Annotated in this window: 15 protein-coding genes; 1 reads left to right on the top strand and 14 read right to left on the bottom strand. The window is 70.9% G+C overall.

The window, feature by feature from the left end; all coding sequences use genetic code 11:
- The 13 genes from H8N03_RS21900 to H8N03_RS21960 form a co-directional block, all read right to left on the bottom strand.
- The gene (locus H8N03_RS21900) at positions 1-1,287 is read right to left on the bottom strand and encodes a capsular biosynthesis protein (RefSeq protein WP_255428342.1); all 1,287 of its coding nucleotides are present in this window, start codon (positions 1,285-1,287) and stop codon (positions 1-3) included.
- Between the two features lie 5 nt (positions 1,288-1,292).
- Positions 1,293-2,495, bottom strand: a complete 1,203-nt coding sequence (locus H8N03_RS21905) for a hypothetical protein (RefSeq protein WP_187078357.1) — start codon at positions 2,493-2,495, stop codon at positions 1,293-1,295.
- A 31-nt stretch (positions 2,496-2,526) separates the two neighbouring features.
- Positions 2,527-2,871 carry a hypothetical protein gene (locus tag H8N03_RS21910; RefSeq protein ID WP_187078358.1) on the bottom strand — a complete coding sequence of 115 codons (345 nt, stop codon included), beginning with the start codon at positions 2,869-2,871 and terminating at the stop codon, positions 2,527-2,529.
- Positions 2,868-4,250: a cytochrome P450 gene (locus tag H8N03_RS21915; protein ID WP_187078359.1), complete on the bottom strand. Its 1,383-nt coding sequence runs from the start codon at positions 4,248-4,250 to the stop codon at positions 2,868-2,870. Before H8N03_RS21915 ends, H8N03_RS21910 begins: the two co-directional genes overlap by 4 nt.
- On the bottom strand, positions 4,247-5,401 hold the full coding sequence (locus tag H8N03_RS21920) for a hypothetical protein (RefSeq protein WP_187078360.1): 1,155 nt from the start codon (positions 5,399-5,401) through the stop codon (positions 4,247-4,249). Before H8N03_RS21920 ends, H8N03_RS21915 begins: the two co-directional genes overlap by 4 nt.
- Positions 5,398-6,642, bottom strand: a complete 1,245-nt coding sequence (locus H8N03_RS21925; protein WP_187078361.1) for a glycosyltransferase — start codon at positions 6,640-6,642, stop codon at positions 5,398-5,400. The genes H8N03_RS21920 and H8N03_RS21925 overlap by 4 nt, the downstream gene beginning before the upstream one ends.
- A gap of 15 nt (positions 6,643-6,657) precedes the next feature.
- Positions 6,658-7,680: a capsular polysaccharide export protein, LipB/KpsS family gene (locus H8N03_RS21930; RefSeq protein WP_187078362.1), complete on the bottom strand. Its 1,023-nt coding sequence runs from the start codon at positions 7,678-7,680 to the stop codon at positions 6,658-6,660.
- Positions 7,677-8,834 (bottom strand): glycosyltransferase family 4 protein, encoded by a 1,158-nt coding sequence (locus tag H8N03_RS21935; protein WP_187078363.1) that lies wholly within the window; start codon positions 8,832-8,834, stop codon positions 7,677-7,679. The genes H8N03_RS21930 and H8N03_RS21935 overlap by 4 nt, the downstream gene beginning before the upstream one ends.
- A 10-nt stretch (positions 8,835-8,844) precedes the next feature.
- Entirely contained in the window at positions 8,845-10,008 is a 1,164-nt protein-coding gene (locus H8N03_RS21940; RefSeq protein ID WP_187078364.1) for a polysaccharide biosynthesis/export family protein, read from the bottom strand.
- Positions 10,009-10,028: 20 nt separating this feature from the next.
- Positions 10,029-11,333 (bottom strand): HlyD family type I secretion periplasmic adaptor subunit, encoded by a 1,305-nt coding sequence (locus H8N03_RS21945; RefSeq protein WP_187078365.1) that lies wholly within the window; start codon positions 11,331-11,333, stop codon positions 10,029-10,031.
- Positions 11,330-13,027 (bottom strand): type I secretion system permease/ATPase, encoded by a 1,698-nt coding sequence (locus H8N03_RS21950; protein WP_187078366.1) that lies wholly within the window; start codon positions 13,025-13,027, stop codon positions 11,330-11,332. The genes H8N03_RS21945 and H8N03_RS21950 overlap by 4 nt, the downstream gene beginning before the upstream one ends.
- A gap of 92 nt (positions 13,028-13,119) precedes the next feature.
- Positions 13,120-20,613 (bottom strand): FG-GAP-like repeat-containing protein, encoded by a 7,494-nt coding sequence (locus H8N03_RS21955; RefSeq protein ID WP_187078367.1) that lies wholly within the window; start codon positions 20,611-20,613, stop codon positions 13,120-13,122.
- Positions 20,614-20,678: 65 nt separating this feature from the next.
- Positions 20,679-21,914, bottom strand: coding sequence for a glycosyltransferase (locus H8N03_RS21960; protein WP_187078368.1), 1,236 nt, complete (start codon positions 21,912-21,914; stop codon positions 20,679-20,681).
- A gap of 252 nt (positions 21,915-22,166) precedes the next feature.
- On the opposite strand from H8N03_RS21960, the gene mnmA reads away from it, so the two are divergent.
- Positions 22,167-23,312 (top strand): tRNA 2-thiouridine(34) synthase MnmA, encoded by a 1,146-nt coding sequence (gene mnmA / locus H8N03_RS21965; RefSeq protein ID WP_187078369.1) that lies wholly within the window; start codon positions 22,167-22,169, stop codon positions 23,310-23,312.
- Here mnmA and H8N03_RS21970 read toward each other — a convergent pair whose 3' ends face one another.
- Positions 23,313-24,440 carry a BamA/TamA family outer membrane protein gene (locus H8N03_RS21970; RefSeq protein WP_187078370.1) on the bottom strand — a complete coding sequence of 376 codons (1,128 nt, stop codon included), beginning with the start codon at positions 24,438-24,440 and terminating at the stop codon, positions 23,313-23,315. It abuts the gene before it with no gap.
- Positions 24,441-24,515: the final 75 nt, after the last annotated feature.

Here is a 24,515-nt window from a genome sequence, read left to right on the forward strand (position 1 = left end):
TCATGGCCAGGCGAGGTCCTGCCGGCGCCCGGCATAGATGCTCGCCGGCATCTGGGTGAGGTTCTTCAACTGCTGCAGGAACGCAGCAGCGGCTTCGGGGTCCGGCGGCGCGCCGTCGCGCCAGAACGAATGCAGCGTGCCGCCGTGCGTGAGGGACGGCAGCCGGTACAGCGCCTCCCCCATCACGACCAGCGGGGTGCCGCTTTCCAGGGCCTGGAGGCCCACGGTGCTGTTGATCACGACCACGCCCCGCGCGCCGCGGCACAGGTCGCGCGTGTCGCCTTCGACGAGGTAGCGCACGCGCTCCCCGATGCCGAGTTCGTTGGCCACGCGGCGGATCAGCGCGCCATGTCCGGCGGCGCCGCGCGACTGCGGATGTTGCTTGAACACGAGCAGCGTGCCCGGCTCGGCATGCTCGGCGAAGGAGTGCATCACCTCCAGCACGAACTCCGCATTGCGCGCATAGCCGCTGTGGTGCCGGATCTGCGAATCGCCGTCGTGCTGCAGCGGCACGAAGAAATAGGGCGCGGGCCCGCGTTGGAGGGAGCGGGCGCACCTCGCATCCCGTCCATGGCGCAGCAGCTTCACGCCCCACGACCGCAGCCAGTAGCGCGCGTAGCGCCAGGGGTTCGCGTCCCGGTGGTGCTCGTACAGGGGAAATGCGCCTTGGTGCAGGCGCAGCGCTGCATAGTGGAGCGCTGCGTGCCAGGCGGTCTGCGCGAAATGCCAGCGGGTGTCGTCGGGCGCCAGCCCGCCGGGCGGCATCCCTCCCGTGGGCGCCCACGCATGGGTCTCGAGCGTGCGGGAGTGGCTGTTGACGCCCCCCAGTTCCATGGTGACGTAGCCGGGCCGGAAGTAGCCCTCCTCCAGGACGACGGCGGGAATCCCCAGTTCCGCAGCGAGCCGCAGGGCCTCCTGGTGGTAGCCACGCGACTGGCCGAACAGGACGATGCAGTCGGGGCGGCGGGTGCGCAGGAACTCCCGCAGGAAGGATGCCCACTCCCCCGGCGCGCCTTCGTAGGGGACGACGTGACCGGCGCGCGCGTCGTGGCGGTCGCCTCCCTGCAGCACGATGCGCGTCACCCGCGTGGCCCGGCGTTCGAGCCAGCGCGCGAGGCGGTCGAAGAACGGGCCCACCGGGCCTTGCAGGAGCAGGACGTCGCGGCTTTCCCGCAGCAGCGCGCACGCGGGGTTGAGCGGCACCGTCTGCCGCCCGGGCGCCGGGGCGCCGCCGCCGAGCGCACGCGCCATGCTGGGTTCCTCGCGCATCCTCAGCGCCGCGGCCATCGCTTTCAAGATCCTTGCTCCCTCGTCTCTTCGCGTCGGGTGCGCACGGGCGATCCTATTGCATCCGGAAACAGCTCTCCCGGCGCCGCCGCATGGCGCGCCGCGAGCGTCCGGGCGCCGGCCGTGATGGAGAAGAAGTCATAGGCGTCGGCGCGGCGGCCGGCCTTCAGGTACTGGAAATGCAAGGTGAACTTGTCGCGTCGCAGGCCGGCGTATTCGGCGGGCTCGAACATCCGGAAGAACCGGGGCGACAGCAGCCTCGGGCCGGCCGGGTGTCCGGCCTGCACCCCGCATGCGGCGAGCGGGTCCACCAGCGGGAAGCAGCAGCCGTCGGGCGGTGCCGAGAAGTCGATCCACGCCACGCGCTGCGACGTGCCCACGGCCAGCAGTTCGTCGCGATACGCGGCAGCCGGCGGCAGCGCTCCGACCACGGGAATGCACTGGCCCAGCGTCAGCAGCGAGAACGCGCAGCGCGTGTCCGCCGGCCAGCGGGCGAGCACGCGCGCGACGACGCTCACGGCAAGGATGGACCCGGACGAATGGCCCACCACCAGGACCTCGTCGTCCGCAGACTCCGCGAGGCGCTGCACGATGCGATCCGCATGCCGGTCCAGGAGGTCGGGGAGTTCGGGCACCTCTCCCCTGGCCTGGCGAACGTGGAACGCCAGGCTGCGCCCGAGCCAGTCCGCCGACCAGGCCATCTGGCGCCGCAGGACGAGGAAAGCTCCGGCGGCGGCAACGACCGGCCCCGCGAGTGCCGCGAGCACGGCACTCTGGGTCCAGGACCAGGCCAGCGCCGCCGCGGCGGTGCCGGCTGCAGGCACCAGCAGCACGAGCGCGCACAGGAGGAGGAACGGCAGGAGGAGCACGAGGGCCGCGACGCGGTGCGCGCGCCAGAGCGTGCGCGCGGCGCCCGAGGCGACGAGGTACAGCGAGGCAGCCACCAGGTCGCGGACGAGGGCCAGGCGTCGCTGCGTCCAGTGCGCGCGCACGATGCCGTCCCACGGCAGGTACTCGTAGCGCGTGCGCACCGTGCAGGCGCCTTCCTGCGCCTCGATGTCCCAGCACGCGCCGCCGCCCTGGACCCGCCGCCGCGGCCCGACCTGCAGCGCGATCTGCCCGAGCTTCTGCTGCTCGGCGGCTTCCCCCGCATAGAGGGCGTGGTAGCGCGCCGCACCGGCGGGATCGAACCCTCCGATGTAGAACACGCTTCTTTGCCGCACTGCCGTCATCGCCGCCTCAGAAGATGGTCTGTTTCTCGAGGCCCTTCTGCAGGGCCAGGTCCACGATCGGCTGCTCGCGCCTGTTCGCGCGCTGGCAGTGGTTGCGCTGGAAGCGGTCGGTGCACCAGATCACCACGCGCGCCCAGCGCCGGTGGCGCTCGCGCCACGCGTGCGAGGACACGCTCTCCCACGCGTAGCCGTTGAAGACCGTCGCGTTCACGAAGTGGTCCAGCGCGCGCACGCCGGCGCGCCCGCGGTGCGTGGGCCCGAAGAAACCCACGACCACCAGGATCAGGTAGCCCACGATCGCCATCGGGACGATGAAGGTCATGAGGACGAAGCCGCCAACCCGTTCCTTCATGCCGCCCTCCTCGCTTCGAGCACCAGGCGCAACCCGTTGGCCGGCCGGATCGTCAGGCGGCCCACCGGCCACGGCACGTGCCCCGCCGCCGGATGGAGCCGGTAGGCGCGCAGCACGGTGGCGAGCACGAGCGCCGCTTCCTGCAACGCGAACGCGGCGCCGAGGCAGGCACGAGGCCCGAGCCCGAACGGCAGCCAGGCCTCGCGCAGGCCTTCCTGGCCGTCGGGCCGCAGGTAGCGGTCGGGGTCGAAGGCGTCCGGCTCCTGCCACAGTTCGCGGTGCCGCTGGATCAGCCAGGGCGCCACCATCACGGTGGCTCCGGCGGGCACCTGCTTGTCGCGCATCGGGCAAGCTGCCGCCGCCTCGCGCGCGAGGAAGCCCACGGGCGGGAACAGCCGCAGCGCCTCGCGGAAGACGTTCCACACGAGTGGCAGTTCCTTGAGATCGTCGACGCGCGGCGCGCGCGCCCCCATGCGCGCCGCGACTTCGGCGTGCGCGCGCTCCTGCACGTCCGGCGCGTTGGCCAGCAGGTGGAGCGCCCAGGTGAGCGCGCTCGCGGTGGTCTCGTGGCCCGCGAGGAACATGACGGCGACCTGGTCCACGACCTCGTCGAAGGCCAGCGCCGCGCCGGTCTCCGGATCGCGTGCCTCCAGCAGGACGGACAGCATGTCGGTCTGCTCCGGCCGCTCGCCGCGGGCCATCGCTTCCATGCGCGGCCGCACCATGGCTTCGATCAGCTGCCGGATCTGCGCCGCCGCACGCGCGCTGCGCCGCCGGTGCCAGGGCATCGTGAACCAGCGCAACCCGAAGAGCGCCGGCAGCGTGAGCGCCGGCGCGACCGCCTGGTAAGCCTGGAAGGCCTGGAACACCTTGCGCGCATCCGCGCCCTCGATCGGCTGCGAGAAGATGGTCCGGAAGATCACGTCGGCGGCGACGTGGTTCAGGTCCGGCTCCAGGTCGTGCGAGCCCTGCGGCAGCTGGCGCCAACGTTCCAGCATCGCCTCGCAGGCGGCGAGCATGTGCGGGAACACCATGTCGACGCTCGCCTGCGAATACACGGCCTGCAGCGTCCGGCGCTGCCGCACCCAGGCCTCGCCGTTCGCGATCAGCAGCCCGCCGCCCAGGAGCGGCTGCAGCGCGGCGACGAGGCGCGGGCTCTTGGGAAACTGCTGCCACTCCTTCACGAGCACCCGCCGCACCAGCGAAGGCTGGTTGACCATGTAGAGGTCCAGGCCTGGCAGGTGGACCTCGCCCATCTGCATGCGGTAGCTGCGCTCGTAAAGCGGCTCCAGCCACGAGCGGCGCGTCGCGCGGAACAGCTCCAGCGGCGATGCGCGCGTGGCCCGCGGCGCGGGGTAGGCGGGGCAGAAGTGCTTCATGCGGGCACTCCCGTGCCGCCGTGCGCGCGCAGCGGCAGCGGCCCCGCGGTCAGCGCGAAATAGTCGTAGCCGCCATCGCGCTCGCCCGCCATGAGGTACTGCAGGTGCATGCGGCGCTTGTCGCGGCGCAGGGCGTGGTACGTGGCCGGCGCGAAGAGCGCATGGAAGCGCGGCGAGACGAAGCGCCGGTCGCCCGGCGGCGGTGCCGCCGCGCCCAGGCACAGCGGCACCGGATCCACCAGCGCGAAGCTGCCCCAGTCCGTCGGCGAGGAGAAGTCGATCCAGCTCACCCCTTCTTCCCGCGCCAGCCGCGCGAGCTCCGCGCGGAACCGCGTGGCAGCGGGCATGAGCCCCAGCAGCGGGATGCAGTGGCCCAGGGTGAGCAGCGACAGTCGGCCGGACAACGGTGCGCCGCGCTCCGCCGCACGGGCCGCGGCGCTGACCGCGAGGATGCTGCCCACGCTGAAACCCACCACCAGCACTTCGTCGATCGCCTGATCCCGCACCTTCTCGTCGATGCGCCTGGCCAGGCGGTCCAGCCGCTCGTCGAGGCCCTGCACCTCGCCCATCGCGTGCAGGTGCGCGAAGCGGTAGATCCGCAGCAGCCAGCTGGTGTGCAGGCTGCGCTCCCAGGCGAGCGCGGCCGCCACGAGCACGGCGGACAGGGCGAGCGCCGCCAGCACGCGCGGCAGCAGTCCGGCGGGCAGCCACGCCACGACGGCCGCGCCCGCCACGACGGCGAGCAGCAGGATGGAGAGCCAGAACAGCGCGGGAAAGGCGAGTGGCACCAGGGTGCGCGGCGCGGCCCCGTGCACCTGCGCCAGCCTCCCCGAGCGCAGCATGGCCCAGTACGTTGCGAGCGCGGCAAGGGCCACGTCGAGCGCGCGCCGCGGCCAGTGCGCCCGTACGAGGTCGTCCCAGCGCACGTATTCGTAGGTGGTGTCCGCCGTGCCGTCCGCGCCGGTCTGGCGGATGGTCCACGTGGCGTTGCCGTCGTCGCCGCGGCGGCGCGGCCCCACCTCGTAGCGGCAGCCAGTGATGCCGGCCTGCGCCGCGGCATTGCGCGCGTACAGCGCGTGGTACCAGCCCGCGCCCTTGGGGTCGAAGCCGCTCACGAAGAATACGTGCCGGCGCTGCACGCGGGCGTTCATGCGTGTGCCTCCACGAGCGTGGCCACCTGCTCCAGCGCAGCCTCCGCCGTCACCCGGGGCGCCAGGCGGCGCGCGGCCTCCGTGGCAGCCGGGGTGGCGAGCAGACGCTCGAGCGCGCCGGGCAGGCGGTGCAAGCCAGCGGCGCCCACCGACGCTCCGGCGCCGAGCGCCTCGATGCGCATCGCGTTGTCGAACTGGTCGTAGCCTTGCGGCACCACCAGCTGCGGGATGCCGGCGCGCAAGGCCTGCGCGCAGCTGCCGATGCCGCCGTGGTGCACGAGCGCGCTCACGCGGGGCAGCAACAGCGGGAACGGCGCATACGGCGTCGCGTGCATGGAGGCAGGCAGCGTCGCGAGGAGATCGGGCGCGACCACGCCGGTCAGCACGCCGCGGCGCCCCGTGGCAATGCACGCCTGCACCGCGGCGCGATGGAACGCCTCCGGCTGGAATGCGCCGGTACCCGGGGCGAACACCACCGGCGCGCTGCCGGCGTCGAGGAACTCCTGCAACGCCGGCGACAGGCCCTCGCGCGCATCCGCTCCATACAGCGCGAATCCCGCCTGCCGCACCTGCGGTGGCCAGTCGGCGGCCGCGGGTGCGAACCAGCCCGGGAACAGCGCCACGCCCGCGAGCGGCGAATGCATCCACTCCCCGAACACGGAGCGCGCGAGCGGCGGCAGGCCGAGGCCGCCGCGCAAGTCCTCGAGCGCGGGCAGCACCAGCGGCTGCAGCTTGCGCGCATCGAGCGCCTTCCACGCGAGCTGCAGCACGGCTTCCGGCACGAGCCGCGGCACGCGCCAGGCGGCGAGCGTCAAGGGGTGCCGCACGCTGCGCAACATCGTCGCGGCGGTGTAGACCGAGATCAGCGGGAGGCGCAGCGCCTCCTGCGCGATGCGCGCGCCCATCGCCACGGGCGAGGCGACCGCGACCCAGCGGCCGGTGCGCTGCAGGCGCTCCAGCACCGCGTAAGTCGGGCGCAGCGCGCCGCGCAGCAGGTAGCGCCAGAAGACGCCGAGGCCGTCGACCGGGTGCCAGATCCGCGGATGGCGCATCGCGGCGTCGTATTCGTCTGCGCTGCCGACGGGCTCCAGCACCAGGCCGGCCTGCGCGACCCAGTGCGCCAGCCGGGGATTGGTGAGGACCACCACCTGATGCCCCCGCGTGCGCAGGTGGGCGCCGATCGCGAGCAGCGGATGCAGGTCGCCCACGCTGCCGAATCCCACCAGTGCCACGTTCGCCATCGCGCGTCCTCCGCTTCAGGCACGGGCCAGCAGCGGCCGCAGCACGCGGCGCCACGCGGCAACGGCGGGGCGCCGCGCACGCAGGGCCAGGAGTTCCTGCACCGCTTCTTCCGGCGAGCAGCGGCGGCCCGCCTCGCGGCTCCAGTACACCGGGTACTCGACCAGCGCGGCGTGCACGAGGCTGTCCAGCGAGAGGGGGCCTGCACGGCGCGGATGCTGCTGCACTTCGCGCGCGAGTCCCCATCCGGCATAGAAAGGCGATCCGTGGCAGACCACCGGCTTGCCCCGCAGCAGCGCCTCGAAACCCAGCAGCGACGTCATCACGTGCACCTCGTCGACCTCTTCGACCAGTGCGGGCACGGACGCTTCGCTGACCACCTCGTCACAGTGCCGCGCCACCTGCGCCTCGTTCTCGCCGCGTGCCCGCAGGCCGGCGACCACGTCGGGGTGGGGCTTGTAGACCAGCCACGCGTCCGGGCATGCGCGCCGCACCGCTTTCACCAGCGCGAGGTTGCTGCGCACCGTTGTGCCGCCCAGGCGCAGCGAGGCGTCGCTTTCGACCTGCCCGCAGGCGAGCACGACGCGGCGGTCGCCGCGCGGGCGGTGCCAGCGGCGCTCGGGCAGGTTGTACTTGGTGAGGCCGGCGGCGACCACCGCCTCGCGCAGCGCCCGGGCGCGGGCGCGCTCGGCGGGACTGCGCTCGCCGCGCTGCAGCAGCGACTCCAGGGCGCTCGGCCGCGTCGCGTCGTAGTAGATGCCGGTGTCGTCGAACACCCAGGAGCTCGGGCGCGTGAGGTCGGCGCCCAGGCCCACGGAGCGCAGGAATCCATCTTCCACGCGCACGATGCGCAGGCCCGCGGGAACGTCGGCCAGAACGGTGCTGCCCCAGGCGAGCAGCGTGCCCTCCTGCGGCAGCCGCGCCGCGGAAGCGAGGAAACGGATGTCGTCGCGGCCGGTGAACTGGCGCAGCAGCGGCCGCTTGCGCAGGGAGAAACCCAGCGCGGCGAGCGGCCCTGGGGTGAACATCGCGACGCTCACTGCAGCGCCTCCATGAAAGCTTCCACCTGCTCGAAGTGGTCGCGCCAGGTCGGCGCGCGGAAACCGGCGAGACGCCCGCATTGCGCGGCGCGGCGGGGCGTCGTGTCGTCGCTGTAGTCGCGTACCGCCTGCACCCAGCCCGGGCCGTCCAGCGGATGCAGGTACTCGGGGATCGCCCCGGCGACTTCGCGGAACACAGCGAGGTCGCTCGCGATCACGGGCGTGCCGAGCGCCAGCGCCTCCACGAGCGGCAGTCCGTAGCCTTCGGCGAAGGACGGGAACAGCAGCGCGCGCGCATGGCGCAGGTAGCGGGCCAATTCCGTGTCGCTGCAACTGCCGACCTCGAGCACGTGTCCGCGCAAGGCCTCGCAGCGTTCGAGCAGGTCTTCGGCGTTCTCGCATTCCCAGCCCCGCTGGCCGATCACCACGAGCTGCGGCGCCGCCGATCCCATCCGCTGCACCAGCTCGCGCCACGCGTGCAGCAGCAACTGGTGGTTCTTGCGCGGCTCGATCGTGCCGAGCACCACGAAGTAAGGGCGCGCGAGCGGCGACGTTGCAGCTTCTCCCGCGAGCTGCGCGCCGGCGATGGGTGCCGCGATCGCCGGCGGCAGGCGCGTGCCCGCGCGCTCGGCGAACTGCCGCATGGAGGCGAGCGTCGCCGCGGAGTTGGCGACGACACCCGTCGCGCCGTCCAGGAGGTTGTGCATGCGCGCGGCGTGCAGCGCCTGCTCGCCGGGCCGGCAGTACTCCGGGTGAGTGATCGGGATGAGGTCGTGCGCGAAGAACAGTGGCCGCTGCGCGGTGCGGCGCATCCAGCGCACCAGCCCGGGCCGGTCGAGCCCCTGGTGGCCGATGTTCAGCGAGAGGCGGTTGCGGCCGTCCTGGCGCGGCCACGGCGGCACGCAACCGCGCGCGACTACCTTGCGCAGGCGCGCGGGCGCGTCGGCCGGTCGCGCCAGGAGCACATCGAAGAGCTGCTGCGACGTGCGGTACGACGCGATGCGGCGCCACTCGCCCCACTGCAGCACGGCCTGCGCGCGCGACCCGAAATGCTCCACGTACGCGGCGCAGACGCGGTCGACGCCCGTGGCCTGGCGGCCATGCACGGCGCGGCCGACCAGCCGGGTGACGTCGATGAGCAGCGCGCCGTCCACGTCACTCCCGCTACTGTCCGAGCGCGCGCACCGTGGCCGTGGGCAGCACGATGGAGGAGATGATGTTCAGGAACTTCTGCAGCTCCGCGCCCTTCGCCGTGGCGACGTACAGCACGTCGCGGTGGCGCATCGGAAAGTCCTGCGCGGCGAAGAAGCTCGCCGGGTCGCGCAGGTCCACCTTGTAGACGACGGGCGCGCGGCCGTCCGCGTCGGTCGGCGCATCCAGCTGGCGCGGGACGACGGCGGGATCCTCGAAGCGGAAGATGAACACGCCGGTGGCGTCGGAGCGGTAGTCCTGGAGGCCGCCGGCGCGACCGAGCGCCTGCGCCAGCGTGAGGCCCTGCCCTTCAAAGGCGAGTTCCTCGTTCTTGCCGGTGGCGCCCAGCACCGTGAGGCTGAAAGGCTGGTGCAGCGCCGTCACCACGTCGCCGGGCTGCAGCACGATGTTCTGCCGCGGGTCGGCGATGATCTGGTCGAGCGGCAGCGCCAGCACCTGGCTGCCGCGCGTGACCTGCAGTTGCATCTTGCCGACCGGTTGCCGCGTGCCGCCGGCAGCGGCGAGCGCGTCGAGCAGGCGCTCGCCCTGCGCCGTGAGCGGCATGCGCAGGCTGTTGTTCACTTCGCCCACGACCGTCACGGTGCTCGTCGTGTTGCGCAGCACGCGCACCATGACCTGCGGCTGGTTGGCCTTGTCGCGCAGGCCCCGGGCGATGTCGTCTTCGATGGCGCGCAGCTCGCGCCCGGCGGCGCGGACCTGGCCGACGAAGGGAACGTTGATGTCGCCGGCGTTGCTGACCATCTGCTCCGGCAGCACGGACGCGCGCGCGGTGGAGGCAGTGCTGCGCGGGTCGAGCAGCGTGCTCGCGAACAGGCTCGCAGGCGGCGCCTCCCACACGGTCACTTCCAGCACGTCGCCGGCGCCGATGCGGAAGCCGGGTTTCTGCGTTTCGCCCCAGGTGCCGGAGAACAGGCGCTGCTGGCGCGAAGCACGCGCCTTGCGGGCGAGCTCCGGCGTGACGTCCAGGACCTGGATGCCGCGCGACGGCTCGGCGTTCGGCGCTTCCAGGATGGCGTCGGTGGACGGGCCCTCCCGCGGCAGGAACGGCGAGGCGCAGCCGGCAAGGGCCAGGGCCAGGAAGGGAAGCAGGATCCGGAAGGCGGGACGCGCGCGCATGGAGGCAGCAGGCAAGGGGTTCAGTGCTCGGTCATGGCGCCGGCGGTCCGGCGCACCAGGGGCTTCAGGAGGTAGGCGAGCAGGCTGCGCTCGCCGGTCTTGATCAGGACGTCGGCGCCCATCCCGGGCTGCAGCTTGCGGTCGCCCAGCTTCTTCCAGCCTTCGGGCGTGATCTCCACGCGCGCGAGGAAGTGGGCTGGGCGTTCGCCCTGCTGCTCGATGCGGTCGGCGGACACCGACAGCACGCGCCCTTCCACGGCGAGGAAGGGCAGGTCGGGGAAGCCGGTGAAGCGCACGTCCGCCGGCAGGCCGGCGTGCACGCGGTCGACGACGTCGGTCGGCACCTGTGCCTCGATCAGCAGGCCTTCGTGCTGCGGGACGATGTCCATGATCTTGGTGCCTTCGACGACCACGGCACCTTGCGCCTGGATCGCGAGGCCGACGACCGTGCCGTCGGTGGGCGACACGATGCGCGTGCGCTTCAACTCCGCGCCGGCGCCGGCGAGCCGCTCGCGCAGTGCGCCGAGTTCCTTGCGCACGTCGGCCGCGGAGGCTTCCACCTCGCGCGCGAATTCGCGCTGGCGCTGCGCGATGCGCAGCGTGAGCTCGGTGATGTTGGCGCGGCTGCGGTCCAGGTTGGCCGTGAGCTCGCTCACCTGCGACGCCACTTCGACCATCATCCGCTCTTCCTCGAGCAGCTTGGTCTTCGACACGAAACCGGCCGCGGCGAGCTCGCGCGTGGACTTGATCTGCTGCTCGACCAGCTCCTGCTGCGCCTTGCGGCCCTTGAGCTGCGCGGCGTAGGCCTTCTCCTGCTCGCGCGCGGATTGCACGGACTGTTCGAGCACCGAGACGTCGGCGGCCAGCGCCGCGCGGCGGGTGGCGAACAGCTTGCGCTCGCGCTCGATGTATTCCTTCGCGGCGGCGGCGTTGTCGCCCTGCAGCAGCTCGGGGTGGAAGGCGATGTCGTTGGTGCGCGCGCTTTCCGCGGCGAGGCGGCTTTCGGCGGCCTTCAGCGCGAGGTACTGCGACTGCGCCGCGAGGAAGTTCGCGGCCACCTGCGAGTCGTCGAGCTGCACCAGCGGCGCGCCGGCCCGCACGACCTCACCCTCCTTCACGTACACCTTCGTGATCACCGCGGTCACGGGGTGCTGGATCGGCTTGCGCTTGGCCTCGGTTTGCACGACGGCGGGGGCCTGCACGCCTTCGTCCAGCGGCGCGAAGGCGGCCCACAGGCCGAACACGCCGAAGGACGCGGCCAGCACGCCGACGCCGAGCCGCACGAGCTTGCGGTTGTCCTGCTGCAGCTGCTCCATCGCGCTCATGCCGCGGCCTCCCTGCCTACCGGCCGCGGGCCCGCGGACTGCTTCAGGACGCTGGCCGTCGGACCGTACACCACCAGCTTGCCTTCCTTCAGCACCAGGATGCCGTCGGTGGCGGTGAGCAGCGACCGGCTGTGCGTGATGACCACCACCGTCGCGCCCCAGCCCTTCATCTCCGCCAGCGCGGAGCGCAGCGCGAGTTCGCCTTCCTCGTCGAGGTTGGAGTTAGGCTCGTCCAGCACGATGAACTTCGGCTTGCCGTAGATCGCGCGGGCCAGGGCCACGCGCTGGCGCTGGCCGCCGGACAGGCGCAGGCCGTCCTGGCCGATGGGGCTCTCGTAGCCTTGGGGCAGGCGCAGGATCAGTTCGTGGATGCCGGCTGTGCGGGCGGCCGCCACGACCTTCTCGTCGTCGACCGCGCCGAAGCGCGCGATGTTCTCGGCGACCGTGCCTTCCAGCAGCTCGATCGATTGCGGCAGGTAGCCCATGGCGGGGCCGAGCTGCTCCTCGTCCCAGTCCGCGAGCGCGGCGCCATCGAGGCGCACGCCGCCGCGCACCGGCGTCCACACGCCCGTGAGCGCGCGCGCGAGGCAGCTCTTGCCGGAACCGGACGGCCCCACCACGCCCACGGCCATGGCGGGCTTGATGCGGAAGTCGATGTCGGCCAGCACCGGCGCCTGGGCACCGGGCGGCACGAGCGTGAGCTGCTCGATCGCGACTTCGCCCACCGGCTCCGGCAGGCGCGTCTTGGTCCGCTCGGGCGGGTTCTGCCGCAGCAGCTTGTCGAGGCGGAAGTAGGCCGCGCGCGCCGCGACGAACTGGCGCCACGAGCCGATGCCCTGGTCCAGCGGCGCCAGCGCGCGCGTCATGAGGATGGACGACGCGATCATGACGCCGGGAGAGATCTGCCCCTTCACCGCGAGGTAGGCGCCGACGCCCAGGATCGCGGTCTGCTGCAGCAGCCGGATCAGGCGGCTGGCGGAGGCGACGAGGCCGACCTGCCGCGCCGCGCCGCCCTGCACCGCGAGTTGCTCGCGCTGCTTCGCCAGCCAGCGCTCGCGCAGCGGCTTGAGCATGCCCATCGCCAGCACGGCTTCGTGGTTGCGGCCGTAGCCGTAGGCGGCCTGCTGGTTGGCGACCTGCAGCGCCGAGGCCTGCTCCTGCGACTGCTGCGACGCGCGGTGGCTCACCCAGGCCAGGGCCACCAGCAGCAGCGCGCCGACCAGGGCCACCAGCGCGAGCGCGGGGTGCATCAGCCAGATCACCAGCAGGAAGACGGGCGTCCAGGGCGCGTCGAACAGCGCGAACGGGCCGGTGCCCGTGAGGAACTGCCGCACGGATGCGGCGTCGCTGAAGGCCGCATCCGCCGCGGCGCCCTTCTCTCGCGCGCGCTGGCGCACGTAGGCATCGAACAGGCGCGGCGACAGGTCCTGGTCCAGCGCGATGCCGGCGTTCACCAGCAGCTGCGAACGCACCCACTCGATGACCGCCAGCACGCCGTAGAGGCCGACCACCAGCACCGTCAGCATCAGCAGCGTGTCGACGTTGCGCGAGGTGAGCACGCGGTCGTACACCTGCAGCATGTACAGGGACGGCAGCAGCATCAGCAGGTTCACGAACAGGCTGAACGCCGCGGCCGACGCGAACACCGTGCGGCTGCGTTCCAGAAAGATCCTGATCTCCTGCACGGGCCCCATGGGCTCCCCCCTCTTCCCGGCCGCGCGAGCGGCTCCTTCACAACAAAAGGGCTGCCCGCCAGGGCAGCCCTCTCACGACCTCCGGGTCGTGCTCAGACGCCGTACGTTCCGTCGGCGTTCAGCCAGACGTTGTCCTGCTCGGGCGCCGTCCAGTTCTGGTCGGCGACCTGCACCACCCCCTGGCCATCGGCGGCGCTGCCGCCCAGCCAGATCGCGTCCGCCCCGGAGGAGCCGTTGCGCCACAGGATGTCGGCCGCGCCGTCGCCGTTGTAGTCGCCGGTGCCGGCGACCTTCCAGCTCGTGTCGACGTTCGCCACCGCCTGGCCCTGGGCAGCGTCGGCGCCGCGCCAGATGACATTGTCGCCGGTCGAGGCATTGCGCCAGAGCACGTCATCCGTGCCGTCGCCGTTGAAGTCGCCGATTCCGGCAACTTTCCAGTTGCTGTCGCCCACCGACGACACCGCCTGGCCCTGGGCGGCGTCGCCGCCGCGCCAGATCGCGTTGTCGCCGGTGGCGGCGTTGCGCCACAGGATGTCGTCGGAACCGTCGCCGTTGAAGTCGCCGATGCCCGCGACCTTCCAGTTCTGGTCGCCGACCGCCGCCACGGCCTGGGACATGGCGCTGCTGCCGGCGTTCCAGATCACGTTCGCACCCGTCGAGACGTTGCGCCAGAGGATGTCCGCGGTGTGGTCGCCATTGAAGTCGCCCACGCCGGCCACCTTCCAGTTGGTGTCCGCGACCGCGTCCACGTAGAAGGTGGCGGCGCTGTCGCCGCTGCCCCAGATCGCGTTCTCGCCCGTCGTGGCGTTGCGCCAGAGGATGTCGGCCTTGCCGTCGCCGTTGAAGTCGGCGAGCGCGGCCAGCTTCCAGGCGGTGGACACGTCGCCGATGGCCTGCGCCGCCGCCGGGTCCGCGCCGTCCCACGCGACGTTGCCGCCGGTGGAAACGTTGCGCCACACGAGGTCGGACACGCCGTCCCCGTCGAAGTCGAAGTCCGTGGCGTGGCGCTCGGTCACGCCGGTCTGGCCCGGGGTGGTCCACTGGTCGCCCGTGACGGGGTACACCGCGATGCCGTCGGCGCTGCTGGCGCCGTTCCAGATCGCGTCGGCGCCCGTGACGGAGTTGCGCCACAGGATGTCGGACTTGCCGTCGCCGTTGTAGTCGCCCACGCCAGCTACCTGCCAGTGCACGTCACCGATGCCGTCGACGAGCTGCTGGTTGCCGGCGTCGCCGCCCTTCCAGATGGAGTTCGCGCCGGTCACCTCGTTGCGCCACAGCAGGTCGGACTTGCCGTCGCCATCGAAGTCGCCGATGCCGGCCAGAGCCCACGCCGGGTCGCCGATGCCCGCCACGGCCTGGCTCGTGGCGCTGTCGCCGCCCAGCCAGATCGAGCTCTCGCCGGAGCCGTCGTTGCGCCACAGGATGTCGGAGCGGCCGTCACCGTTGAAGTCGCCCACGCCGGCGGTGTACCAGCGGGTGTCGGAGACGGTGTCCACGCCGATGGAGGTCGCGACGTTCCCGCTCGCCCAGATGATGCTCTGGCCGCTGGCATTGCTGTGCCACAGGATGTCGGAAGCGCCGTCGCCGTTGAAGTCGCCGATGCCGCCGACGGTCCAGCTGTTGTCGCCCACGGATTCCACCGCGATGGCGCTGCCGCTGTTGCCGCTGCGCCAGATCACGTTGGCGCCGGTGCTGGCGTTGCGCCACAGCACGTCGGCCCGGCCGTCGTTGTCGAAATCACCGATGCCGGCGATCTTGAAGCGCGCGTCCGGCACGCTGTCGATCGGCTGCGTGGTCTCGCCGTTGGCGCCGGACCAGATCGCGTCGTAGCCCGTGCGCGCGTTGCGCCACAGCAGGTCGGACTTGCCGTCGCCGTCGAAGTCCGAAGCCGCCTTGGCCAGCGACAGGGTACCGTCGGCAAAGGACAGGCGCTCGACGTTCGTGAGCACGTCGGTGCCGTCGGCGCCGCCGCTGACGATGTAGCTGCTGCCGCTGCGGGTGATCGTGTAGTCGGCGCGGTTGCCGCCGTAGATCGCCACGTCCAGGCCGCCGCCGCCGTTGATGGTGTCGTTGCCGCCGCGACCTTCGAAGGTCTCGCGCGTCGCGATGTTGCTGCCGTTCAGGACGTCGTTGAACGCCGAGCCGCGCACGCCTTCGATGTTGCGCAGCGTGTCCGTGCCGCCGAAGCCGTCGCTGGCCGTGCCGTCCGAGGCGCCGCCCAGCGTCACGGTGACGCCCGCCGTGCTGCTGTCGTACTGCACGCGGTCGTAGCCGCTGCCGCCGTCGATCGTGTCGTTGCCGGCGTTGCCGATGAAGAACTCGATCGCGTCGTTGGCCGCGTTGCCGCCGGTCAGGACGTCGTTGAAGGCGGAGCCGCGCAGGCCTTCGATGTTCTGCAGCGTGTCGGTGAAGCCCCAGCCGTCGGACGCCGTGCCGGTCGCCAGGTTCGCGGTGACCGCGGCCGTGGAACCGTCGTAGCGCACGAGGTCGATGCCGCCCGCGCCGTCGATCGTGTCGTTGCCGCCGCGGCCTTCGAACTGCTCGGTGACCGCCGAGCTGGAGCCGATCAGGGTGTCGCCGAAGCTCGAGCCCGTGGCGTGGTTGATGTTGTACAGCGTGTCGCTGCCGGCACCGCCGGTCGCAGTACCCGCAGCCAGGTTCACCGTCACCGCCGCGGATGCGTTCTGGTAGCTGGCGCGGTTGCTGTTGCTGCCGGTGGCGTCGATGGCGCCGCCGTCGATCGTGTCGTTGCCCAGGCCGCCTTCGAACTGCTCGAACAGGTTGGTCTCGGTGGAGCCCAGGATGTTGTCGGCGTGGTTCGAGCCGGTGACGAAGTTGATGTTCGTCAGCTGGTCGATGCCGCCCTGGCCGTCCTGCACGATGCCGGTCTGCAGGTTCATCACGATGCCGGTGGTCGCCGAGTTGGTGTAGTTCACCGTGTTCAGGTCGGCGTAGCCGATGCGCTCGGTGATGGCACCGCCGTCCATCGTGTCGTTGCCCGCGCTGCCCGCGAAGTTGTCGCGCCCGGCGCCGCCGCTCATGCTGTCGTTGCCCGCGCCGCCGTCCAGGAAGTCGGTGCCGCCGTTGCCGATCAGGGTGTCGTCGCCGCCGTTGCCGATCAGGTTGTTGGCGTTGTTGTCGCCGGTCAGCAGGTCGTTGAAGTTCGAGCCGCCGATGTTCTCGATGCCGGTCAGCGTGTCATTGCCGGCGGCACCCGTGGCACGGCCCGTCATCAGGTTCACCGTCACCGCGCCGGACACGTTGTTGTAGCCGGCCATGTCGCTGCCAGCGCCGCCGTCGATCGAGTCGTCGCCGAGGTCGCCGTCGATGTAGTTGTTGGCGCCGTTGCCGATCAGCGTGTCGTTGAACTGCGAGCCGCCGATGTTCTCGATGTTGCGCAGCGTGTCGTTGCCGGAGCCGCCCGTGGCCGTGCCGGCCTGCAGGTTCACGGTCACGCCGCTGGTGGCGTCCCAGTACCCGGCCATGTCGCCGGTGCCGGCTTCGCCGTCGAGCGTGTCGTTGCCCTGGCCGCCGGCCATGAAGTCGTTGCCGTCGCCACCGGAAATGGAGTCGTTGCCGGCGTCGCCCCAGAAGTTGTCGTCGCCGCCCAGGCCACTGAGCGTGTCGTCCGACGGCGTGCCGTTGATCGTGTCGGGGCCGGGGGTCCCGGTGTAGTTCACGCCCGGGATGTAGTTCAGGTTGCCGTGGCCGTCGCCGTTGAAGATCTGGAAGTCGGCAGCCTTGATGTTGCCGGTCAGGTCGATCAGCAGGTCCGCGCCGGCCACGGTGTCCGTGCCCACGTACACGCGCGTGGTGTCGGTCGCCGAGTCGTACGCGCCGATCTGCACCTGCCCCATCGTCACCGTGGAGCCGTTCCCGGCCGTCACGCTGCTGACCGTCATGTAGCGGAAATGCAGGTTGTCGTAGGCCCCCAGGTCCGTGATGCGGTCCTGGCCCAGCGGGTTGGACCCGATCTCGAACGCGAAGCTGTCGCCGCCGACGCCGCCCGTGAGGGTGTCGTTTCCGCCGCCGCCTTCCAGGAAGTTGTGCTCGGCGCCACCGACGATGCTGTCGGCGCCCTGGCCGCCGAAGACCTGCAGCTCCTCGACGTTCAGCAGCGTGTCGACGCCGCCCATGCCGTCGGCCTGCGTGCCGCTCGCCAGGGTGGAGGTGAACGTGATGCCGGAAGTGGCGCCCCAGAAGGCGTACACGGCCGTGTCGAAGGTGCCTTCGCCGCCGTCGAGCGTGTCGTTGCCCATGTCGCCCTGCAGGCGGTCGTTGCCGGCGCCGCCCAGGATCGAGTCGTTGCCGACGTTGCCGAACAGGTTGTCGTCGCCGCCCTGGCCGTCGATGGTGTCGTTGCCGCCCTGGCCGTCGATGAAGTCGTTGCCAGGGGTGCCGGACAGGCTGTCGTCCCCCTGCGTAGGCGTGCCGGAAACCGGCGCCGAGTAGGTGATGTTGGCGCCCCACTGGTCGTTGCCGGCGATGAAGTTCGCGGCGGCGTAGTCACCCGCGAGCTCGATCACGAGGTCCGCGCCGGCGACGGTGTCGGTGCCGATGTAGACGCGGGTCGTGCCCATGTTCGCGCTGCCGACCATGACCTGGCCGAGGCCCAGGCCCGACGCGTTGTCGCCGGCCAGGATCGTCGTGCTCACCGTCAAGTTCTGGACCTGGATGTTGTCGCCCCCGTTGCCGAAGTCCGTGATGCGGTCGACGCCGCTGTTCTGGCCGACGGTGTACGAGAAGGTGTCGAAGCCGCCGTTGCCGGTCAGCGTGTCGTTGCCGCCGGTGCCGTGGATCCAGTTGCGCAGCTCGTTGCCGGAGATCGTGTCGCTGCCCTCGCTGCCGTAGACGTTGACTTCCTCGATGTTCTGCAGGGTGTCGTAGCCGCCGGCCGTGTCCCACTGCGTGTTGCCGGCGGAGGCGATGAAGAAGTACTGGCCGCCGCCGCTGCCGATCGTCTGCAGCGAGTAGCTGACGATGTCGTAGCCGGCGCCACCGTCCATGGTGTCGTTGCCGCCCTCGCCGGCGCCGGCGTTGAAGATGTCGTCGCCGTCGCCGCCCAGCAGGGTGTCGTCGCCGTCACCGCCTTGCAGGGTGTCGTTGCCGCCTTCGCCGCGCAGCAGGTCGGTGCCGCCCTGGCCGCGCAGGAAGTTGCCGACACCGTTGCCGATCAGGACGTCGTTGCCGTTCGAGCCGCGGATGTTCTCGATGTTGGAAATCGCGTCGTTGCCGCCCTGGCCGTCGTTCGCGGTGCCCGCGGTGAGGTCCACCATGCCGCCGGCGCCGCCGGGCAGGTTGTCCATCAGGCGGTACTCGTCGATGCCGCCCATGCCGTTGATGGTGTCGTTGCCGGCACGGCCTTCGAAGGTCTCGACCCACGCCGTGGTGTCGCTGCCGGTCAGCACGTCGTTGAAGTTGCTGCCGCGGACCTGCTGGATGTTGCGCAGCGTGTCCGTGCCGCCCAGGCCGTCGCTGGCCGTGCCGTCGCTGGTGCCGCCCAGCGTGACGGTCACGCCGGTGGTGGCGCTCTGGTAGGCGGCACGCGCGCCGCTGCCCTGCACGAAGGCGCCGCCGTCCAGGGTGTCGTTGCCGCCGCGGCCCTCGAACATCTCGAAGATGCCGTTGTTGGCGCCCGTGATGCTGTCGGCGAAGTCCGAGCCCGTGACGAAGTTGATGTTGATCAGCGTGTCCGTGCCGCCCAGGCCGTCCTGCGCCTGGCCCGTCAGCAGGTTGATCACCGCGCCGGAAGTCATGCCGGCGTTGACGTAGTTCACCCAGTTGCCGTCGCTGTAGTTGAACGTGTCGAAGATCGTGCCGCCGTCCAGGGTGTCGTTGCCCGCTCCGCCGTTGAGCGTGTCGGAGCCGTCGCCGCCCTGCAGCGTGTCGTTGCCGGCGTTGCCGATCAGCGAATCGCCGCCGGCCATGCCGCGCAGCAGGTTGTTGCCGTTGTCGCCGGCCAGCGTGTCGTTCCAGCCCGAGCCGCGCACGTTCTCGATGTTCAGCAGCGTGTCCGTGCTGCCCCAGCCGTCCTGCGCGGTGCCGGCCAGCAGGTTCACGTTCCCGCCGGCCGTCTGACTATCCACGCGGTACTCGTCGATGCCACCCTGCCCGTCGATCGTGTCGCTGCCGGCGCCGCCGTCGAAGCCTTCCACCCACGCGGTGGTGTTGCTGCCCGTAAGCGTGTCGTTGTGGGCGGAGCCCCGCACCTGGGAGATGTTGATCAGCGTGTCGGTGCCGCCGAGGCCGTCCAGCGCCGAATTGGTCCCGAGGTTCACGTTCACGCCGGTGGTCGCCGACGTATACGCCGCGCGTGCGGTAAAGCCGCTGTTGAGGAGGCCGCCGTCCAGGGTGTCGTTGCCCGCTCCGCCTTCGAGCTGCTCGAAGAGGTTGCTGTTGGAGCCGGTGATGCTGTCGTTGAACTGGGTGCCCGTGACCCAGTTGATGTTCACCAGCGTGTCGGTGCCACCCTGCCCGTCCTGCGCCGTGCCGGTCTGCAGGTTCACGACCACGCCGGTGGTCGCGCCGTCGAAGCGCACCCAGTTCAGGTCGGAGTAGTTCGCCAGGTCGGTGATCACGCCGCCGTCGATGTAGTCGTCGCCGGCGCCGCCGTTCAGCGTGTCGGCTCCCTCGTCGCCATACAGCTCGTCGTCGCCCGCGCCGCCGTTCAGGACGTCGTTGCCCATGCTGCCGCCGATGGTGTCGTTGCCATCGCCGCCGGACAGCGTGTCCCAGCCATCCATCCCGTCGATGTAGTCGTTGCCGCCGAGGCCATCGATGACGTTGTTGTCCCAGGTGCCGACCAGGTTGTCGTCGCCTTCGGTCGCGCGGTTGTAGACCAGCGATGCGCCCCAGTCGCCGTCGTAGACGGCGAAGTCGGCCGCCGTGAAGCTGCCCACCAGGTCGATCGTGATGTCGGCGCCGGGCGTGTAGTCGGTGCCGATGAAGATGCGGGTCACGCCGCTGGTGGTCGTGCCGACCATCACCTGGCCGCTGTACAGGGCGGCCGGGTTGTCGCCAGCCTGGATGTTGGAGTCGAGCCAGAAGGGATAGGTGGTGCCCTCGGCGTACTCGATGCTGATGTCGTCGCCCGCGCCGAAGTCGGTGATGCGGTCGATGCCGTTGTCCATGCCGACCGTGTAGCCGAAACTGTCGCGCCCCACGCCGCCGGTCAGCGTGTCGTTGCCGCCGTTGCCGAAGAAGATGTTCTGCATCGAGTCGCCGGTGATCGTGTCGCCGGCGGAGCCGCCGTACACGTCGAACTCCTCGATGTTGCTCAGGGTGTCGGTGCCGCCCGCCGGGTCGACCTGCGTCCCGCTCGCGCCGGTGGCATTGAAGTTCAGGGCTGTCGTGCGGCTGCTGTAGTCGTAGGCCACGATGTCGACGCCGTTGCCTCCGTTGACAGTGTCGGAACCGCCCTCGCCCTGGCCGCCCGCCACGATGTAGTCGTCGCCGTCGCCACCGTCGAGGCTGTCGTTGCCGCCCAGCCCGTTGATGTTGTCGTCGCCTCCCAACCCGGAGATCGTGTCCGCCGACGCAGTGCCAGGCAGGTAGTTGTCGTTTCCGTCACCGGTGATATTGGCCATTGATTACGTCTCCAGCAGGGTCGATTTGCGAGGTTTCAGGTTCTAACAGATTGTTTCAAGCCGATCTAGTGTGCCGGCGCGACATCCCCCAAACGGGGTGCCACGATGGACATTTGCCCGGCCAGGCAACGTTCGATGTCGTAGGTGCGCTGCATGCTTTCGCGTGCATTGCGACCGAGGTGAGCATGCGCTTCAGGGTTTTCCAGAACGTCGATCACAGAGCGGGAAAGCTCCGGAACGTCGAAGAAGTCGAAGAGCCGCCCCGTCACGCCGTCGGTGATCACTTCTTCCACCGGGCCGGTGCGGCTGGCCACCACCGTGCATCCCGTACTGAGCGCTTCCATGCAGCTCCAGGAAAGTACGAATGGATACGTCAGGTAAACGTGGCAGGCCGAAACCTGCAGCACGCGCAGGTAGTCGGCATACGGCAGGCCGCCGAGGAAATGGACGCGCCCCTTCGGCAGGCGTGCGCCCACCTCACGCAGCATGGCCTCGCGCCAGGTGCCGCCGCCGGCAGGCGGCGAGCCGTAGCTGACCGCGTCGCGGCCGACGATCACGCAGTGCGCGTTGGGCCGGCGCTCCAGGATTTCCGGCAGCGCCCGCATGAAGACGTGGAAGCCCCGGTACGGCTCCAGGTTGCGGTTGACGAAGGTGATGACCTCGTCGCCGCGGGCGAGGCGCACGCCCGCCTTGGCCAGCTGGATCCAGGCGTCCGGGTTCGGCGCGGCGACCCGCGTATCGATGCCGTCGAACATCACCTGCGTGCGCGCCCGGTACTCCGGCGGCAGCCGGTCCCGCTGCCAGCGCGTCGGCGAGTAGATGGTGTCCGCGGCGTTCAGGGCGTGCAGGTGCACCGTGTTCTTGATGCGCAGGCGCGCGCGCGCCATCACCGTGTCGCGGGAGAACTCGGGGTCGAACAGGTAGTCCGCGCCTTCGGCGTTGTAGAAGAACTCCGCGAAGACCACCAGCCGCGCCTGCGGGAAGACGTCCTTGCAGAACATCGCTTCGCCCCACCCCGGGTGGGCCACGATGATGTCGGGACGGAAGCCTTCTGCCTTCAGCCGCTCCATGGCCGCGGCGCAGGCCTGCGAGCGGATGGCCTTGGTCTCGAAGTCGCCCATGACCGGGTCGACGGGGCGCCGCTGCGGCGCCTTGACCTCGTAGCGCAGGAAGCGCACCCCTTCCACCGGCCGGCCTTCGATGCCGAGCGCCACGACCTCGTGCCCGCGCTGCGCCAGCGCGCGGGCGACGTGCACGAACTGCGCCGGGAAATTCTGGTGGATGAAAAGGAATCTCTGCATGGTGCCCTGTGCCCGCACGGCGGGCGCTCCCGGCACCCGCTGCGCCCGTCCCCGGCTGGACGGCGGCACAGCGCGCGATTACAGCATGCAAGGGTCCGCGGCCCCTACCCCCCGAAAGGAGGTGTGACGCGAAAAAATCCCATGCAATGGCGAGCCTCGTTGGAGGGATGCCACACGGAACCCCGCGGCTCGTTTGGCCGCCGGTGTTTCCGCGCTCCCATGAGGACAAAGCCCCTCGCGGATAATTCCCCCATGCCCACCAAGCCCCGTGTCGTCGTCGGCCTCAGCGGCGGTGTCGACTCCGCCGTCTCCGCCTGGCTGCTCAAGAAGCAGGGCTACGACGTGGTCGGCATCTTCATGAAGAACTGGGAAGACGACGACGACAGCGAGTACTGCTCCTCCAACGAGGACTTCGTCGACGCCGCCGCCGTCGCCGACGTGATCGGCATCGAGATCGAGCACGTCAACTTCGCCGCCGAATACAAGGATCGCGTGTTCGCGGAGTTCCTGCGCGAGTACCAGGCCGGCCGCACGCCCAACCCGGACGTGCTGTGCAACGCCGAGATCAAGTTCAAGGCCTTCCTCGACCACGCCATGCGCCTGGGCGCCGAGAAGATCGCCACCGGCCACTACGCGCGCGTGCGCGAACGCAGCCCCGGCGGCAACGTGCGGCGCTTCGAGCTGCTCAAGGGCCTGGACGAGAGCAAGGACCAGAGCTACTTCCTGCATCGCCTGAACCAGGAGCAGCTGGCGAAGACGCTGTTCCCCGTGGGCGAGCTGCGCAAGACCATGGTGCGCCAGATCGCCGAACAGGTGGGCCTGCCGAACGCGAAGAAGAAGGACTCCACCGGCATCTGCTTCATCGGCGAGCGGCCGTTCCGCGACTTCCTCAATCGCTACATCAGCAAGGAACCGGGGCCGATCAAGGACGAACGCGGCCGCACCATCGGCAAGCACCAGGGCCTGTCCTTCTACACGCTGGGGCAGCGGCAGGGGCTCGGCATCGGCGGCGTCAAGGAAAAGGGCGCCGCCCGCGGGGGCGGCGAGCACGCGCCGTGGTTCGTGGCGCGCAAGGACGTGGCGAAGAACACGCTCTGGGTCGTGCAGGGCCACGACCATCCCTGGCTGCAGTCGTCGGCGCTGGCGGCGGACGACGTGAGCTGGATCGCCGGCGAGCCGCCCGCGCCAGGCCGCTACGCCGCCAAGACCCGCTACCGCCAGTCCGACGCGCCGTGCCGCTTCGCGCGCACCGACGCGGGCTTCCGCCTGGAGTTCCAGGACGCGCAATGGGCGGTGACGCCCGGCCAGTCGGCCGTTCTCTACGACGGCGAGGTGTGCCTGGGCGGCGGGGTCATCGCGTCGTCGGTTCCGGCCTCGCAAGAGGCGGCCGCGGCCTGATCACCGCCAGGCCGACCCCACCATCACGTACCACCCGCGGTCCTGGGTGCTCCAGGCCCAGTCCACGCCGGCCGACAGTCCCAGGCGCCGCGCGATCTCGTAGCGAAAGCCCACGCCCTTGGTGACCGTGTCCGTCCCTTGCGAGAAGCCGGTGTTCGTGCCCCACGCGCGGCCTGCGCCGACGAAGCCGATCGCCGCCCAGCGCGCATCGACGTTCCAGCGCACTTCCGTTTCCACCAGCGCCGTGTGCCGGTCCTGCAGGCGCAGCAGCGGCACGCCGCGCAGCTCCACGTACGGCAGCAGGTAGAACGGGACGTCGCCCCCCGTGCTGCGCGCGTCCGCCCGCGCGCCGATGACCACCGACTTCGCCACCGGCCAGTAGCCGAACGCGTAGCCGCGGTACGCCTGGAAGCGCTGGTCGCTGCCGATGGCGGGGTCGTAGAAGGTGAGGTCGAGCCCCGCCTTGAAGCCGCGCGAGGCAGTGAAGATCGTGTCGCGCGTGTCCGTCTCCAGCGACACGCCGAGTCCCGAGGCCGTGTTCGCGCCCTCGAAGGTTCCCACCACGCCCCCGGGCACGCCGGGGTCGAAGCGGTTCTTCAGGTCGAACCAGTTCCAGCGCCCCACGAGCCAGGTGTCCGACTCGCCGAGCCGCACCATGCCGTGCTGGATGGACACGAGGCCTTCCATGTTGAACTGCCGCCCCGGCCCGTTGCCGCCCGCGCCGAAGAACTCGAGGTTCACGTCCGGCTTCACGACGGCCCCGCGCCAGCGGTAGCGGCCGTCCTCCGAACTCACCATGCCGCCGAGCGCCGCGCCGCGCGTGCCGTTGTCGGTGCCCATCACGCCGGCTGCGTAGATGTCGGGCGGCGCGATGCGGCCCGTGGCCCTGGCTTTCTCCCCGCGCTCGCGCATGGACTCGCGGAAGAACAGCCCCACGACGCCGCCGCCGATGCCCAGCGCAGGCTCGGTGATCAGCAAGGGGACCGGCAGCACGCCCTTGCGATCGAGCAGCCACTCCGACAGGTCGAAGCGGCCGTCCTCCGGGTCGCGGAAGCCCTCGAGCCAGTCGGCCCGGGCGGCGCCGGCCAGCAGCGCGCACAGGAGGGCGAGTGCTCGGGCGATGGGCATCGCGCGATTCTTCCGGCGCGGGCCCGCGGCGCCATCGGACTTTCGTCCAATGAGGAGCACGGGCCCCGCGCGGTG

Source organism: Ramlibacter cellulosilyticus, assembly GCF_014297465.1.
Lineage (GTDB): Bacteria > Pseudomonadota > Gammaproteobacteria > Burkholderiales > Burkholderiaceae_C > Ramlibacter > Ramlibacter cellulosilyticus.